The 12,905-nt window shown below is 57.1% G+C and carries 13 protein-coding genes and 2 pseudogenes; 11 read left to right on the top strand and 4 right to left on the bottom strand.

Annotation, left to right across the window (positions count from 1 at the left end):
* Positions 1-64: 64 nt before the first annotated feature.
* The 9 genes from BJF91_RS24320 (at position 65) to BJF91_RS24280 (ending at position 6,980) form a co-directional block, all read left to right on the top strand.
* Positions 65-1,012 (top strand): ABC transporter ATP-binding protein, encoded by a 948-nt coding sequence (locus BJF91_RS24320; RefSeq protein ID WP_075617129.1) that lies wholly within the window; start codon positions 65-67, stop codon positions 1,010-1,012.
* Positions 1,009-2,022, top strand: coding sequence for an oligopeptide/dipeptide ABC transporter ATP-binding protein (locus tag BJF91_RS24315; RefSeq protein WP_075617128.1), 1,014 nt, complete (start codon positions 1,009-1,011; stop codon positions 2,020-2,022). The genes BJF91_RS24320 and BJF91_RS24315 overlap by 4 nt, the downstream gene beginning before the upstream one ends.
* Positions 2,022-2,939: an ABC transporter permease gene (locus BJF91_RS24310; protein WP_075617127.1), complete on the top strand. Its 918-nt coding sequence runs from the start codon at positions 2,022-2,024 to the stop codon at positions 2,937-2,939. The genes BJF91_RS24315 and BJF91_RS24310 overlap by 1 nt, the downstream gene beginning before the upstream one ends.
* A 1-nt stretch (position 2,940) precedes the next feature.
* Entirely contained in the window at positions 2,941-3,807 is an 867-nt protein-coding gene (locus BJF91_RS24305; RefSeq protein ID WP_075617126.1) for an ABC transporter permease, read from the top strand.
* 15 nt (positions 3,808-3,822) lie between these two features.
* Complete coding sequence (locus tag BJF91_RS24300) at positions 3,823-4,626, top strand: glycerophosphodiester phosphodiesterase (protein ID WP_075617125.1); 804 nt, start codon at positions 3,823-3,825, stop codon at positions 4,624-4,626.
* On the top strand, positions 4,619-5,425 hold the full coding sequence (locus BJF91_RS24295; protein ID WP_075617124.1) for an inositol monophosphatase family protein: 807 nt from the start codon (positions 4,619-4,621) through the stop codon (positions 5,423-5,425). Before BJF91_RS24300 ends, BJF91_RS24295 begins: the two co-directional genes overlap by 8 nt.
* Positions 5,426-5,605: 180 nt before the next feature.
* Positions 5,606-6,208 (top strand): NUDIX hydrolase, encoded by a 603-nt coding sequence (locus tag BJF91_RS24290; RefSeq protein WP_234801717.1) that lies wholly within the window; start codon positions 5,606-5,608, stop codon positions 6,206-6,208.
* Positions 6,205-6,564, top strand: a complete 360-nt coding sequence (locus BJF91_RS24285) for a hypothetical protein (RefSeq protein WP_075617123.1) — start codon at positions 6,205-6,207, stop codon at positions 6,562-6,564. The genes BJF91_RS24290 and BJF91_RS24285 overlap by 4 nt, the downstream gene beginning before the upstream one ends.
* Positions 6,565-6,749: 185 nt before the next feature.
* Positions 6,750-6,980 carry a hypothetical protein gene (locus BJF91_RS24280; RefSeq protein WP_075617122.1) on the top strand — a complete coding sequence of 77 codons (231 nt, stop codon included), beginning with the start codon at positions 6,750-6,752 and terminating at the stop codon, positions 6,978-6,980.
* Here the strand turns inward: BJF91_RS24280 and BJF91_RS25610 are convergent.
* Together BJF91_RS25610 and BJF91_RS25605 are read right to left on the bottom strand one after the other, a co-directional pair.
* Positions 6,894-7,076: pseudogene (locus BJF91_RS25610) on the bottom strand (Tn3 family transposase); the annotation flags it as partial. The gene BJF91_RS24280 and the pseudogene BJF91_RS25610 sit on opposite strands and share 87 nt — an antisense overlap.
* Before the next feature lie 8 nt (positions 7,077-7,084).
* Positions 7,085-7,488: pseudogene (locus BJF91_RS25605) on the bottom strand (Tn3 family transposase); the annotation flags it as partial.
* Positions 7,489-7,501: 13 nt separating this feature from the next.
* Here BJF91_RS25605 and BJF91_RS25460 point away from each other — a divergent pair.
* Positions 7,502-7,630, top strand: coding sequence for a hypothetical protein (locus BJF91_RS25460; protein ID WP_267890194.1), 129 nt, complete (start codon positions 7,502-7,504; stop codon positions 7,628-7,630).
* A 293-nt stretch (positions 7,631-7,923) separates the two neighbouring features.
* Here BJF91_RS25460 and BJF91_RS24270 read toward each other — a convergent pair whose 3' ends face one another.
* A complete protein-coding gene (locus BJF91_RS24270; protein ID WP_075617120.1) occupies positions 7,924-11,037 on the bottom strand; it encodes an efflux RND transporter permease subunit in 3,114 nt (1,037 codons plus the stop codon).
* Positions 11,037-12,146: an efflux RND transporter periplasmic adaptor subunit gene (locus BJF91_RS24265; RefSeq protein ID WP_075617119.1), complete on the bottom strand. Its 1,110-nt coding sequence runs from the start codon at positions 12,144-12,146 to the stop codon at positions 11,037-11,039. The genes BJF91_RS24270 and BJF91_RS24265 overlap by 1 nt, the downstream gene beginning before the upstream one ends.
* 97 nt (positions 12,147-12,243) lie before the next feature.
* Between BJF91_RS24265 and BJF91_RS24260 the strand changes: the two genes are divergently transcribed.
* The gene (locus tag BJF91_RS24260; protein WP_075617118.1) at positions 12,244-12,834 is read left to right on the top strand and encodes a TetR family transcriptional regulator; all 591 of its coding nucleotides are present in this window, start codon (positions 12,244-12,246) and stop codon (positions 12,832-12,834) included.
* The last annotated feature ends 71 nt before the right edge of the window (positions 12,835-12,905 follow it).

The following is a 12,905-nucleotide window of genomic DNA, read 5'->3' as shown; positions in this document are numbered from 1 at the left end:
ACCGGGCGGACGACCGGTGCGCATCCGTGCGCACCGGTCGTCTGCGAAGTCGGGGGAGGATGAAATGCCAACAATATTGAATGTCCGCGATCTCGTGGTTGAGGTCCCGGCCACAAAAATCAAGATCATTGACGGCGTTAGCTTCTCGCTTGAAGCAGGCCAGACGCTCGGCCTCGTCGGAGAGTCAGGCTGCGGCAAAAGCATGACCTGTTATGCGGTCGCAAACATGCTGCCGCGCGGCATTGCAAAGACTGGCGGATCGATCGAGTTCGGCGAAGGTAGCGCAGTGTCCGGTAAATCCGGAAAACCGACCATCGCGATGATCTTCCAAGACCCGACCAGCAGCCTCAATCCGGTTCATACCATCGGCTATTATCTCGAATCCGCTCTTTATCGGCACCAGGGGTTGAGAGGCAAAGATGCCCGGATGGAAGCCATGCGGCTCCTTGAGCGTGTAGGTATAGATCGCGCTAATAGCCGATTGCGTTCCTACCCGCACCAGTTCTCCGGCGGCATGAACCAGCGTGTGATGATTGCTCACGCACTGGCCGCGAAACCGCAGCTTCTGATCGCTGACGAGCCGACAACAGCGCTCGATGTGACAATGCAGGCCCAGATCCTCCATCTGCTCGAAGAGCTCAAAGACGAGACTGGCATGGCGCTGATCATCGTCTCGCATGATCTCGGCGTCATCGCCCGGCTCGCCGACAAGGCAGCGGTCATGTATTGCGGCAAGCTCGTCGAAACGGCGCCAGTGGCAGAACTTCTTGCACGTCCCGCCCACCCCTACGCGCGTGCGCTTATCGGCTGTATGCCGAGCATCGACGCGGAAGAGCTTGAGCCACCCGTTCCAATTCCCGGATCCGTTCCACTCCTCGATAGTCTGCCGAAAGGCTGCTACTTTCACCCGCGCTGTTCGCGCGCAAGCGCCGAGTGTTCGGCGCTGTTTCCCAAGTCCTCTAATGTCGGCCTTGCCCATGAAACAGCCTGTTACCATCCGGTGGCCGCATGAATACCCCCTTCCTTAAAACACAAGATCTCTCGAAGGCGTTCGGCCAGAAGACCAGCCTGTTTTCGAAGTCCAGCAGCTTTTTCGCATCCAAGTCCATCAACATCGAGCTGGCGCCTCGCGAACGGCTTGGAATCGTCGGCGAGTCAGGAAGCGGAAAGTCGACGCTAGGCCGCCTGCTCCTTGGTCTGACACATCCAACATCAGGAGATATCTGGTTTGAGGGCGTCAACCACAAGGACAGAAGCGCCCGCGACTGGCAACAGTTCCGCATACGCACTTCGCTTGTCCAGCAGAATCCTTTGTCCGCTCTCAACCCGCAAATGACCATTGGTGAGCAGGTGGCGGAAGGGTTGCTGGTCCATCGCATCACCAATCGTGCTGGAGCCTATGAGCGAGCCGCCGCCATGCTCGAGCGGGTTGGCCTCTCTGCTGCAATGATGAGCCGTTATCCGCATCAGATGTCAGGCGGCCAACGGCAGCGCGTGGTGATCGCACGCGCTCTTATCCTCGATCCAAAGCTGGCCGTTTTCGATGAGGCGGTATCGGCCTTGGATGTTTCGGTCCAGGCACAGGTCGTGGCTTTGCTGCGCGAACTCTGGCACGAGCTCGATCTTGCCTACGTCTTCATCACGCACGATCTGCGAATTGTTCGTCACCTCGTAGACCGGATCGCCGTGATGTATCTCGGGCGCGTCGTCGAAACAGGTGATATCAAGTCAGTCTATCAATGGCCAAGACATCCCTATACGCGCGCACTTTTGGCTTCGGTCCCGACGATGGACCCGACTGTCCGCAACATTGAGCCTCCGATCAAGAGCGAACTCGATGCCAGCAAGGTCTCGCAAGGCTGCGCATTTCGGTCCCGCTGTCCCTTCGCAGTCGAAAGATGTTCGACGGAAGCGCCGCTTCTCAGACCGGTCGGAGGACAACAGGTGGCGTGTCATCGCGCCGAGGAATTCCCACAATATATTGCCCCGTCTGCGGTCAATCTGGACAAGGAGATCGCGTGATGGGGTCATTTATCCTTGCCCGGCTTATCCGGGCGATTATCGTGCTGATGGCCACTGTTACAGTGGTTTTCGTCGTGTTGCGGATCAGCGGTGACTCGGCGCAGCAAATGCTGTCAGACACCGCGAGCCCGGAAGCACTTGCGGCTTTCCGCGCCAAATGGGGCCTCGACCGCTCGATTTTCGAACAGTACCTCATTTATGTCGGCAACGCGTTCCGCGGCGACTTCGGTACATCCTATGCCGATGGGCGCGACGTGTTTGAAGTGGTAAGCGAGCGCATTCCAAAAACGCTTTTGTTGACCGTCTCTGCCTTCATCCTCAGCATCATGATCGGCATACCCGCTGGGGTAATTGCAGCGGTACGACGCGAGTCAGCGATCGACAAGGCAGTCATGGCAGGAGCAGTGCTCGGCTACAGCATACCGAACTTCCTGCTCGGCCTTGTCTTTGTCTTCATTTTCGCAGTCTGGCTTCGGGTTCTTCCAAGCTCAGGAAGCAGCACATGGAACCACATGATCCTGCCCGTTACGACCTTTGCTTTGTTCAACGCTGCTGCGATTGCGCGTTTCATGCGCTCCACGTTGATCGATGTACTCGGCCAACCCTACATCGCCGCAGCGCGCGCTGATGGCATACCGCAGTGGGAGATCATCCTTCGACACGCCTTGCCTAACGCTGCAATTCCTATGGTGACGACACTTGGCTTCACCGCCGGCGGCCTGCTGGGCGGTGCAGTCCTCATCGAGCCTGTTTTTGCATGGCCAGGGCTTGGGAGCGGCTTCGTGACAGCAACCAGCAGCGGCGACCTCTCCGTAGTTCAGGCGATGATCTTCTTGTTCACTGCATTCATGGTGACGGTCAATCTGACCGTCGACGTGCTCTATGCCGTTCTCAATCCCAAAATCAGGAAGCACTGACATGACAACCGTGACAGCTTCCCGCTCGTTCAGAAGTGCCCTATGGGCACCGTTTCATCGCATGCCGATCAGTATTGGTCTTTGCTGCACATGGATCGCAATCGTCATCATCGTGGGAGTTTCCGCGAGATGGGCGGCCCCATACGATTATTTGCACCAGGATCCGCTTGCGCGATTTGCTAAGCCCTTCATGTCCGCCGCGCATATGCTGGGAACGGACTATCTCGGCCGCGATGTGGTAAGCAATTTATTGGTTGCAAACCAGACGACCCTGATGATCGCGATTGTCGGCTCACTGATCTGCGCTCTGATAGGAACCAGTCTGGGGCTTGTCGCAGCTCATTTCGGCGGTTGGGTCGATAATGCGATCATGGGCTTTTCCGATGCGATGGCCTCCATCCCCTTCATCATCGTCGCACTTGGCGTTCTTGCAATCTCCGGCTCGAGTCCGCTTCTTTTTGTGTTCCTGGTCGGATTTGCCAACTGGGAGCGGTACGCACGACTGACGAGAGGGTTGGTTCTCAGCGCCAAGGAAGAAGGATATGCGGAGGCGGCTCGTATTGTTGGCGTCCCACCGATGCGCATCTACCTGCGGCACATGTTGCCGAACATCGCCGGTCCGCTGATCGTCCAGTTCACTGTCAATTTTCCAGAAATCATCTTGCTTGAAAGCGGTTTGAGTTTCCTTGGTCTGGGCATTCAGCCGCCGACGACGAGCCTCGGCCTGATGGTCGCCGACGGGCGCAATTATCTCGCAATCGCCTGGTGGCTGGCTGCATTTCCAGGGGCGGTGATTGTGCTGACAACCCTGTCTATCAGCCTCCTCGGCGACTATCTCCGCGATCGCCTCGACGCGCGGCTCCGTTAAACGAAGGGAAGCAAAATGAACCCGCTGAGAATGACGCCACAGACCATGCGTCTTGCAGGCCATCGCGGCCACAGCGAAGGCGCACCGGAAAACACCTATGCCGCGTTCCGAGCGGCGCGGGAATTTGCAGGGCTTGGCGTGACCTGCGAGACAGACCTGCGGGTTACCAGCGACGGCGAACTCGTGCTCATCCATGATGAAACAGTCGATCGCACAACCAATGGTCATGGCCTGATCCGGAACATGAGCTATTCCGAGATTGCCAACCTCAGTGCCGGCCGTTGGTTTGGTGAAGAGTTTGCAGAGGAGCGGGTTCCCCGTCTGAGGGACGCTCTGCAATTCGCGCGTGAACACGGCATCATCTATCAGCTTGAATTGAAGACTTACGGTCAGGACGAGGTGTTCTTCCCAAAGTTGCGGGCGCTCATCGACGAGCTTGGCTGCGCTGATCTGTTGCAGTTCTCGTCGTTCGACTTCGTACAACTGCGTGCCCTGAAAAAAGCGATCCCCGACGTGCCGACCGTGGGCCTCTCGCACTCACGCCTCATTGACCCCGCCGCCATTGCGATCGAGGCAAACGTTGATGCGATCAATCTGGAGATCCATCACTTTCCGAGCGGTGAAGCAAAACAGTTGCATGAGGGCGGGATAGCGACCTTTTTGCATGTCCCGCCGCCGAGCAAGCTGAAAAACCTGAAGAACTATGGCGTCGATATTGAAGCCGATGTGATTGGTTGGATCCGGGATGGCCAACTCGACCAGTTGATCAGCAACGACGTCTCTCAGGTCGCGAGGCTCAAGGCAGAAGCCAATGGCTAATGTGCAGTCGCAAAACGCGATGGCAGTGATAGTCGAAGATATTGCACGCAAGGCCGGAGAACTGGCTCTCGTGCACTTCCGGTCGCTAGCCGACCTTCCGGTCGAGAAGAAGGGGCACCTTGACCTCGTGACTAAAGCCGATTGGGAAGTCGAGGACTTTCTGATCGCCCAGCTCCGCGAGGCCTTTCCTGAGGACGGTATATTTGGTGAAGAGGGCGGCGAAATTGTTGGCAAGTCAGGGCGTATCTGGGTCATTGACCCGATCGACGGCACATTCAATTTCGTACGCGGTGGCCAGAACTGGGCGATTTCGATCGGCCTGTACGAAAACCGGCGACCAACCTTTGGTGTCATCTTCGCCCCTGCCCGCGATCTGATGCTCGTGGGGGGAAATTCGGTGCCAACCAGACTCAACGGAAAGCCGATGGCACCGCTCAAACCGCTCGACATGTCGCAAGCGGCCATGAGTTTCGGGATCCACCCTACTGTCGCCACCAAAGACCGGTTGGAACTGATGCGGTTCATGTCGGACGAACTGCAGATCAGTTTCCGCATTTGCGGGTCGGCAACCGCTTCGTTTATTGAAGTGGCGCTCGGAGAGACCGATGGTTACGTGTCGCTTGGTGACTCCACCTGGGATGTCATGGCGGCGTTGCCCATTCTGGCCAATCTCGGCGTCGCCCACACGATTGATTGGGACAGGACCGAACTCCTTCAAAAGCTACGCTTCGCATGTGGAACCGACGAATTCGTCTCTCGGCTTCGCCCGCTGCTGGAGTCTGTGTCCCAGGCGGCTTAGTCGGTCGTTGCGGCACCATAGAAGTCAAAGTCGAAACTGGGGATCAGGATCCGACAGTGACGGGACTGCAAAAACCGAACATCCGCCATCAGCCGTTGGCGTACTGAGGCGCTAGATCCTCAAGGCCAGCAATGCCAAGGTGAACCAGCAAAACGCAGTGGCCTTTCGCAGATAGCAAGCGTGGCGGACAAACCGTTACAGGGAGATGTCCGATCCCACTATGCTGCCATCTGCTATCGTCACACTGACCACAACGATGGATCGATCGAGGTGCTGCTGATCACCGGCAGAAATAGTGGCCGTTGGGTTATTCCGAAGGGATGGCCAATGCGGAAGAAAAAGCCACACGAAGTCGCGAGCAAGGAAGCTTGGGAAGAGGCCGGCGTCCGTGGCCGCATCCAGAAGAAGGCTTGGGGACACTATACCTATGTCAAGAAGCTCGACGACGGTGAGCTCGAGCCAGCCATGGTTCAGGTGCACATCATCGACGTGCAGACGATGAAAGCTGAATTCCCAGAATGCAAACAGCGACGGCTTGAGTGGTTCTCGCCCGCCGTTGCAGCGTCTGCTGTCGGTGAGCCTGAACTGGGTGGCCTGATTGCAAACTCGAACCGCGCGAGAACCACGACTCGTCGACCAACGAAATTATTGTATTTAAAGTACAATTTCGACGACGATTATTATCGATATGTCCCAGCCTCCTGGGGTTCTTTACGGCAAGCCGAAAAGAATGCTCTTATTAAAGCAGGCTTGTTTATGTCAAAAGGACGCACAATAAAATGAAATATGAAGCGCCAGAGCCGAAGACAGATACAGAAATAAAGCAAATAATTTCATACCCTGAATACAGCTTTAAAGAGAAAATAAATTCGGCGCTATCTGCTATATATTATAGTCAAGATATTGAATTTTGTGCTGACATAATTATTTATTTTTTTAATAATTCTAATTTAGAAGAAAATCTATTTATAAAAAATCTATTCGAAACCTTCTATGGAATACGCAGATCTATTTATAAATTGCAAGAGATAATCGAAATGTTAAATGATTATAAATTATCGGAAAATAAATATGCCGAAGAATTTGACGCAACCATTGAAGTGTTGATGGAATATAAAGACATGTTTAAGCTTAAGTAGTTAAAATACCCTTGTTATATAAGTATTCGATAATAATTCGTATCAAGTTATAGAAATCTCATAACTCGACAAATCGGCACGAACTCATTTGCCGCCGCCTCAACAAGGGCACGGTCAAGGGTGACTATGGTAATGTCACCGAGCAGAGCGGCATCAATGCCGGCGCCGGCGGCTACCACGCCGCGGTGGGCAACGGCGTCGAGCTGAAGGCCGGGGTCATCACCGCCACGGCGGACAAGGACAAGAACAGTCTGTCCGCCGATCACCTGACCTATTCTGATCTTGCCAATATCTCCAAGGCGACCTCCTCCAGTGTGGGGATTGCCATCGCTCGAGTACCACTCGATCATGAACAGGGTTCGCTCGACACGGCCGATTTCTCGGAGCGCTCTGGCCAAGTCGCTGGATTTTTATGAGGCCGACAACCTTTTGAGGATCGTCGAGGGAGAGACGGTGCGCATCGTGATCGACGCTGCCAAGTGCAAGAGATCGTCCTAGTGATCGAGAATCAAAGCCTCGGCCATATATCTCTGGAATTTAGCCGGTCACGCAAATGCGCGAGTATGGCGATCGCGGCAAGCAATGGGTGGTGCCGGCGGCGTGAGTGGAAGGTGAACGTCTGGAGAAACGCACCGGCATATTTGCGAACGATCGCGTGCTCGGCCGCCGTCACCAACGGCGACGCATCATTGCTCTTCACCTCACCTCAAGACCGGGTTTGACCTGTAGCAACCGATGCCACCCGACACGCTGATCCAGGGTCTTCATCGGATCTGCATCGGTGTCGTCGGCTGCCTGCAGGGGCTCGATCGTTTCGAGAAACAGCCGTAATACTTTCGGCGTTTCCAGGCGGGCACCTATATGACGCTGCTTCTTGCGGTTGTTGGCCTGGGAGAACAGCCAGCCCATCAACCTGATGAACATCCAGGAGAACGGGATGCAGATATGCCAGCATGACTGTGACGACACCTCTGACCATTGTGGTGAAGGCATGGTTCGGCAGGTGGTGCATGTCGGCGTCTCATCCCATCATGGGCGCAAGCCCGTCGTCGAGCACTGGAAGTAGGCGTGAGGCGCCTGCTAATCTTCGCGTGCCGCAGCCATCCACAGGGCATGCTCGTTCCGCCGGGAAACAACCGGTGCCCGCGCGCGCTGATTGAGCCTGGTCAGGAGTGGCCGATGTGGCAGCAGAGTTTTTCCGCCACATCCAGAAGTGCGTCGTGCACCTCATGATCCGTCTCATAGACGGGGTCGAAGAGAGAAATCCCTTGGCCCCGCAGCAACGTTTCGTAGATCTGAGGCTTGCACGACCATGTTTCCCGCAACGGCATCAGAGCGCACAGGCTTGTCGAATGTTGCTCATTCAGCCGCGAGCCGGAGCGGGTGATGCTCCACCTCTCCTTCGGACTGAGGCTGCGTGCCCGCCTTTGGCGGCTTGATCCTGAACCAAGTCGCATAGAGCGCTGGCAAGAACAGCAGGATCAAGACCGTACCGACCGCCGTGCCACCGATCAGTGTGTAAGCCATGGAGCCCCAGAAGACGGAATGTGTCAGCGGGATGAAGGCCAGCACGGCGGCAAGGGCCGTCAGTATGACAGGCCTCGTTCGCTGCACGGTTGCCTCGATGACCGCATGATAGTCGTCCAGCCCAGCCGCCTTGTTCTCCTTGATCTGCTCGGTGAGGATCAGGGTGTTGCGCATCAGGATGCCCGCCAGTCCGATCAATCCCAGAATGGCATTGAAGCCGAAAGGCTGATTGAAGATGAGAAGGATGGGAACGACGCCAGCCAGTCCCAGTGGCCCCGTCAGCATCACCATCGTCATCGTCGACAGGCTGCGAACCTGCAGAATGATGACGATCAGCATAGCAGCGATCATCACGGGAAAGACCTGAACGAGGGCGGTATTCGCCTTCACGGACTCCTCGATATTGCCCCCCATTTCAATGCGGTATCCGACCGGCAGCGACGCGATGAGCGGCTGAAGAGCCTGCATGACATGCTGCGAGACTTCCGGCGGCTGCGTTGCTTCGTTGATGTCGGAGCGGACCGTGATGACCGGCATGCGGTCACGCCGTTTCATCACTGGCTCTTCGAAGCGCACCTCGGCGTGACCGATCTGGTCCAGCGGAACCGCGCGACCTTCCCGGCCTATGAGAGAGAAGTTCGACAGCTTCGACGGATCAAGCCGTGTGTCGCCGCCGCTTCGCGCAACGACGGCAACATTGCGGATGTCTTCGCGAACCTGCGTGATCGGAACACCCGTCAGCAGGAGCTGGAGTTGCTGGCCCGCCTCGGCAGGCGACAGACCGATCAGGTTAAGGCGCTCCTGATCCGGAATAAAGCGCAGAACCGGCGTACGATTGCCCCAGTCACGGTTGGCGTTGCGCACATCCGGAACGCTCTGCATCAGGGAGATTGCCTGTTCCGAGATCTGGTAGAGCTTGTCCGGATCCGGTCCCATGATCCGGAACTCCACTGGGAACGGTGTGAACGGTCCAAAGACGAGCTGCGTCACCCGCACGAAGGCTTCCGGAGCAAGTCCGCCTGAGACTGCGTTGCGCAGGCGCTCTTTCAGCACTTCGCGGGCTTCCGCGTTGGGGGTGAGCACGACAATTTTAGCGAAGGCCGGGTCGGGCAGTTCCGGAGACATCGCGAAGAAGAAGCGCGGAGCGCCCTGCCCTACGTAGCTGGTGACGATCTTCGTCTCCGGCTGCTTCTGCAGCCAGCTCTCTAACTTCGCAACGGTGGCAGTCGTCGTCTTGATGCTCGCTCCCTCCGGCAGGCGGACCTCAACGAGCACCTCCGGGCGGTCCGATGTCGGGAAGAACTGTTGTTTGACGGCCCCCATGCCGAGGATGGACACGCCCATCATCACGACAACAGTGCCGCAGGTGAGGAATTTGTGGCGGACGGCAAATTCGATTGCGCCACGCAGCCGGCGGTAATTCGGGGTGTTGTAGATGGCGTGGTGTCCGCCTTCGATCGGCTTGATATTCGGCAGCATCTTGACGCCGAGATAAGGCGTGAAGATCACGGCCACGAGCCAGGAGACGATCAAGGCAAAGCCGACGATCCAGAAGATGTTGCCGGCATATTCACCGGCCGCCGACCGCGCAAAGCCAACCGGCATCAAACCGATGATGGTGACCAGCGTGCCCGACAGCATAGGAGCGGCTGTATGGCTCCAAGCATAGGCGGCCGCCTTGATGCGGTCCATGCCCTCTTCCATTTTAACGACCATCACCTCGATCGCGATAATGGCATCATCGACGAGCAATCCAAGCGCCAGGATCAGTGCGCCAAGCGTGATGCGGTCAAAGAACCTGCCCGTATCCAGCATGATGATAAACACCACACCGAGTGTGAGCGGAACGGCGAGCGCCACAACAATCCCGACGCGCCAGCCGAGGCTGACCAGGCTGACGAACAGCACCACACCGAGTGCCATGGCGAATTTCAGCATGAATTCGCCGACGGCTTCCTGAATGTTGACGGCCTGGTCGCTGACTTTGGCAAGCGTGATGCCGAGCGGCAGCAACTGGGCGATCTTCGAGGACCGGTCTTCCAGCGCCTTGCCCAGTTCAAGGCCGTTCCAGCCCTGCTGCATGACGACGCCCAGCATGATTGAAGGCTCGCCGTTGTGCCGGATGACAAAGGTTTCCGGATCCTGATAGCCGCGCCGGACTTCGGCGAAATCAGATAGCTTGAGGGTGCGTCCCCCTGCAACGATCGGCGTATCCGCCACGGCCTGGACGCTGTCATAGGCGCCATCGAAGCGCATGAAGACTTGCGGTCCCCGCGTATCGATCGTGCCAGCCGGGGTTACGGTGTTGCGGCGCTGCAGCGCAGACGTGACATCCTGCGGTGAAATGCCAAGCGTTGCGAGCTTCGGATAAGAGAACTCAACAAAGATCTGTTCCGGCTGTTCGCCAAGGATGTTAATCTTCTTGACGCCGGGCACATGCAGCAGATCCTGACGGATCGTCTCGGCCTGGCGAACAAGCTCACGCTTCGGCATGCCCTGTGCCTTGAGAGCATAAAGAGCGAAACTGACGTCGGAATATTCGTCATTGACGAACGGGCCAAGCACGCCCTGAGGCAGATTACGCGCCTCATCGCCGAGCTTCTTGCGTGCCTGATAGAATTCGTCTTCAACCACCGAAGGTGGCGTATTGTCCTTCAGTGTCACGGTCATGTACGCAAAGCCCGGACGAGTAGTGGTCTCCACACGATCATACCAAGTCAGTTCCTGGATACGTTTCTCCAGCGGTTCCGCCACGAGATCCTGCATCTGGCGGGCAGTGGCTCCGGGCCAAACCGTGGTGACGGTAAGGGTCTTGATCGTGAACGAAGGGTCTTCAGCGCGCCCCAATTTGATAAATGCGTATGCGCCCGCTGCCGCCAGCAGGACGATGAAGAACAGGGTGATGGCGCGCTCCCGCACAGCGAACGCAGAAAGATTGAAGCTCATCAGTTTGCGGCCTCCGCCTTTTCGACTTCGGTACGCACGCTAGCGCCGTCCTGAAGCAGATGGGCTCCGAGAGCTACGACCCTTTCACCGGATCTGACATCAGTGATAAAGGCCGTCTCATCACCGATCCGTTCAACCGCGATCGGGCGGAAATGAACCGTGGAGGTCTTGTCATTAAAGACCCAGATACCCGTTCGGATCCCATCGTCAAGTACGGCGCCGAGCGGCACCTCGGCATAGTGTGAATGGGTGCTGTTTTCGACGCCGATCGTCACCGTAGCACCCAAAGGTGCGGCCGCGGCGGCCCCTTGCAGGACCCAGCGCGTCTCATAAGTGCGTGTCTGCTGATCAGCGGCATCAGAAATCTGCCGCAAGACCGCCGTTTCCTGTCCGGTTTGGCCATAGATCTTGGCGCGCGCGACCGTACCAATGGCAGGTCTCATGGTCTCGGGCATCCAGACCAATGCCTCACGCGGATCGGCCTTCGCAAGCCGTATGACCGGCTGTCCCGCGGAGACCACCTGACCGGGTTCTGCGAGAGTCTCGACGATCGTGCCATCGGCATCGGCCAGTAGCACGGCATAGGTCACTTCGTTTTCAGCGACTGTCGCATCGGCCTTGGCTGCAGACAGTTGCGCCGCCGCAGTATCGAGGGCTGCCTTCGCTCTTTCGTACTGCTGGGTGGAGGCCGCATTGGATTTGACCAGAGCGGCGAAACGCTTCTCATCCGCTTGCACCTGAACAAACGTTGCGTGCGCGGCAATGACAGTGTTGCGTTTGGCTGTGAGGGACAGGCTGAGGTCGTTGCTGTCGATGCGCAGCAAAGGCTGACCGGCCTTCACCTGCTCGCCCACACTGACGAGTCGTTCAACGATTTTGCCGGGCACCCGGAATCCAAGATCGCTCTGCACCTTGGCCGCCACAGTCCCGGTGAACGTTCTGTTGGCTGCTTCGGGAGTTTTGACAATTGCCAGGCTGACGAGCGGCGGGAAGGTCCGAGGGTCGGCAGCATCGACTTCATGAGTTGCTGGCTGGAGGAGAACAATGACAGCCGCAACGCCGGCAAGGGCCGCCAGCGTGACCGTTGCAAGCGGGAATTTTCGTTTCATGACACCAACCTTCTTGACGGGAGCACCCCAATTTATAGATTGCACTTTAACTCTAAAAATATTATAGATGTCAATTAAAATCTAAATGGAGACCGTCATGAGAGTGAGCCGAGCCCAAGCCGAAGCTAATCGGGAGACAGTCATCAACGTCGCGAGCCGGCTCTTTCGCGAGCATGGATTCGATGGGATCGGACTTAAGGACTTGATGAAAGGAGCAGGCCTCACACAAGGCGGCTTCTATAAGCAGTTCAAGTCGAAAGATGATCTTGCAGCACTGGCGTCGCAGCGAGCGATGGAGAGCGCGACGCGCCGATGGTCCTCTGCCGCGGCATCGAGCACTGACCCGATGCAGGGTGTTATTGACCTCTATCTCTCGACCGGCCATCGCGGCGACACGGGCGATGGCTGCCCCCTGGTGTCGCTCGGCTCCGATGCCGCACGCCAAAGCGAGGATGTGCGTAAACCGTTTGAGGACGGGATCAAGGCTCACCTGCAGATCCTGGAGGATCTTCTGCCGGCCTCGGACAGCAGAGAGATCAAGGTGCAAAAAGCGCAGATCATGCTCGCCCTCATGGTTGGGGCTGTGACACTGTCGCGTATCGCAACGGATGAGACACTTGCCACCAGTCTCTTGGAAGCGGCGGCTACGGAAGCCAGAAGCCTGGCATCCGCAGAGACTGTCGCGTAGCGGCCTCCTGCTTTCCTTTTTTACGCTTTGAACGTCCGGCATCCGCGCGACCGCGAATCCCGGCGATGGAG

It is taken from the genome of Gillisella taibaishanensis (assembly GCF_001938985.1).
GTDB classification, from domain to species: domain Bacteria; phylum Pseudomonadota; class Alphaproteobacteria; order Rhizobiales; family Rhizobiaceae; genus Allorhizobium; species Allorhizobium taibaishanense.
The sequence above is the reverse complement of the archived record's forward strand: the minus strand, read 5'-3'. Positions and strand labels throughout refer to the sequence as shown.

Excerpts from the sequence above, each read along its gene's own strand:
- BJF91_RS24285 (WP_075617123.1), top strand. The coding sequence starts at position 6,205 with ATGAAATATGAAGCGCCAGAGCCGAAGACAGATACAGAAATAAAGCAA.
- BJF91_RS24310 (WP_075617127.1), top strand. The coding sequence starts at position 2,022 with ATGGGGTCATTTATCCTTGCCCGGCTTATCCGGGCGATTATCGTGCTG.
- BJF91_RS24295 (WP_075617124.1), top strand. The coding sequence starts at position 4,619 with ATGGCTAATGTGCAGTCGCAAAACGCGATGGCAGTGATAGTCGAAGAT.
- BJF91_RS24270 (WP_075617120.1), bottom strand. The coding sequence starts at position 11,037 with ATGAGCTTCAATCTTTCTGCGTTCGCTGTGCGGGAGCGCGCCATCACC.
- BJF91_RS24305 (WP_075617126.1), top strand. The coding sequence starts at position 2,941 with ATGACAACCGTGACAGCTTCCCGCTCGTTCAGAAGTGCCCTATGGGCA.
- BJF91_RS24260 (WP_075617118.1), top strand. The coding sequence starts at position 12,244 with ATGAGAGTGAGCCGAGCCCAAGCCGAAGCTAATCGGGAGACAGTCATC.
- BJF91_RS24320 (WP_075617129.1), top strand. The coding sequence starts at position 65 with ATGCCAACAATATTGAATGTCCGCGATCTCGTGGTTGAGGTCCCGGCC.
- BJF91_RS24315 (WP_075617128.1), top strand. The coding sequence starts at position 1,009 with ATGAATACCCCCTTCCTTAAAACACAAGATCTCTCGAAGGCGTTCGGC.
- BJF91_RS24265 (WP_075617119.1), bottom strand. The coding sequence starts at position 12,146 with ATGAAACGAAAATTCCCGCTTGCAACGGTCACGCTGGCGGCCCTTGCC.
- BJF91_RS25460 (WP_267890194.1), top strand. The coding sequence starts at position 7,502 with ATGCAGATATGCCAGCATGACTGTGACGACACCTCTGACCATTGTGGT.
- BJF91_RS24300 (WP_075617125.1), top strand. The coding sequence starts at position 3,823 with ATGAACCCGCTGAGAATGACGCCACAGACCATGCGTCTTGCAGGCCAT.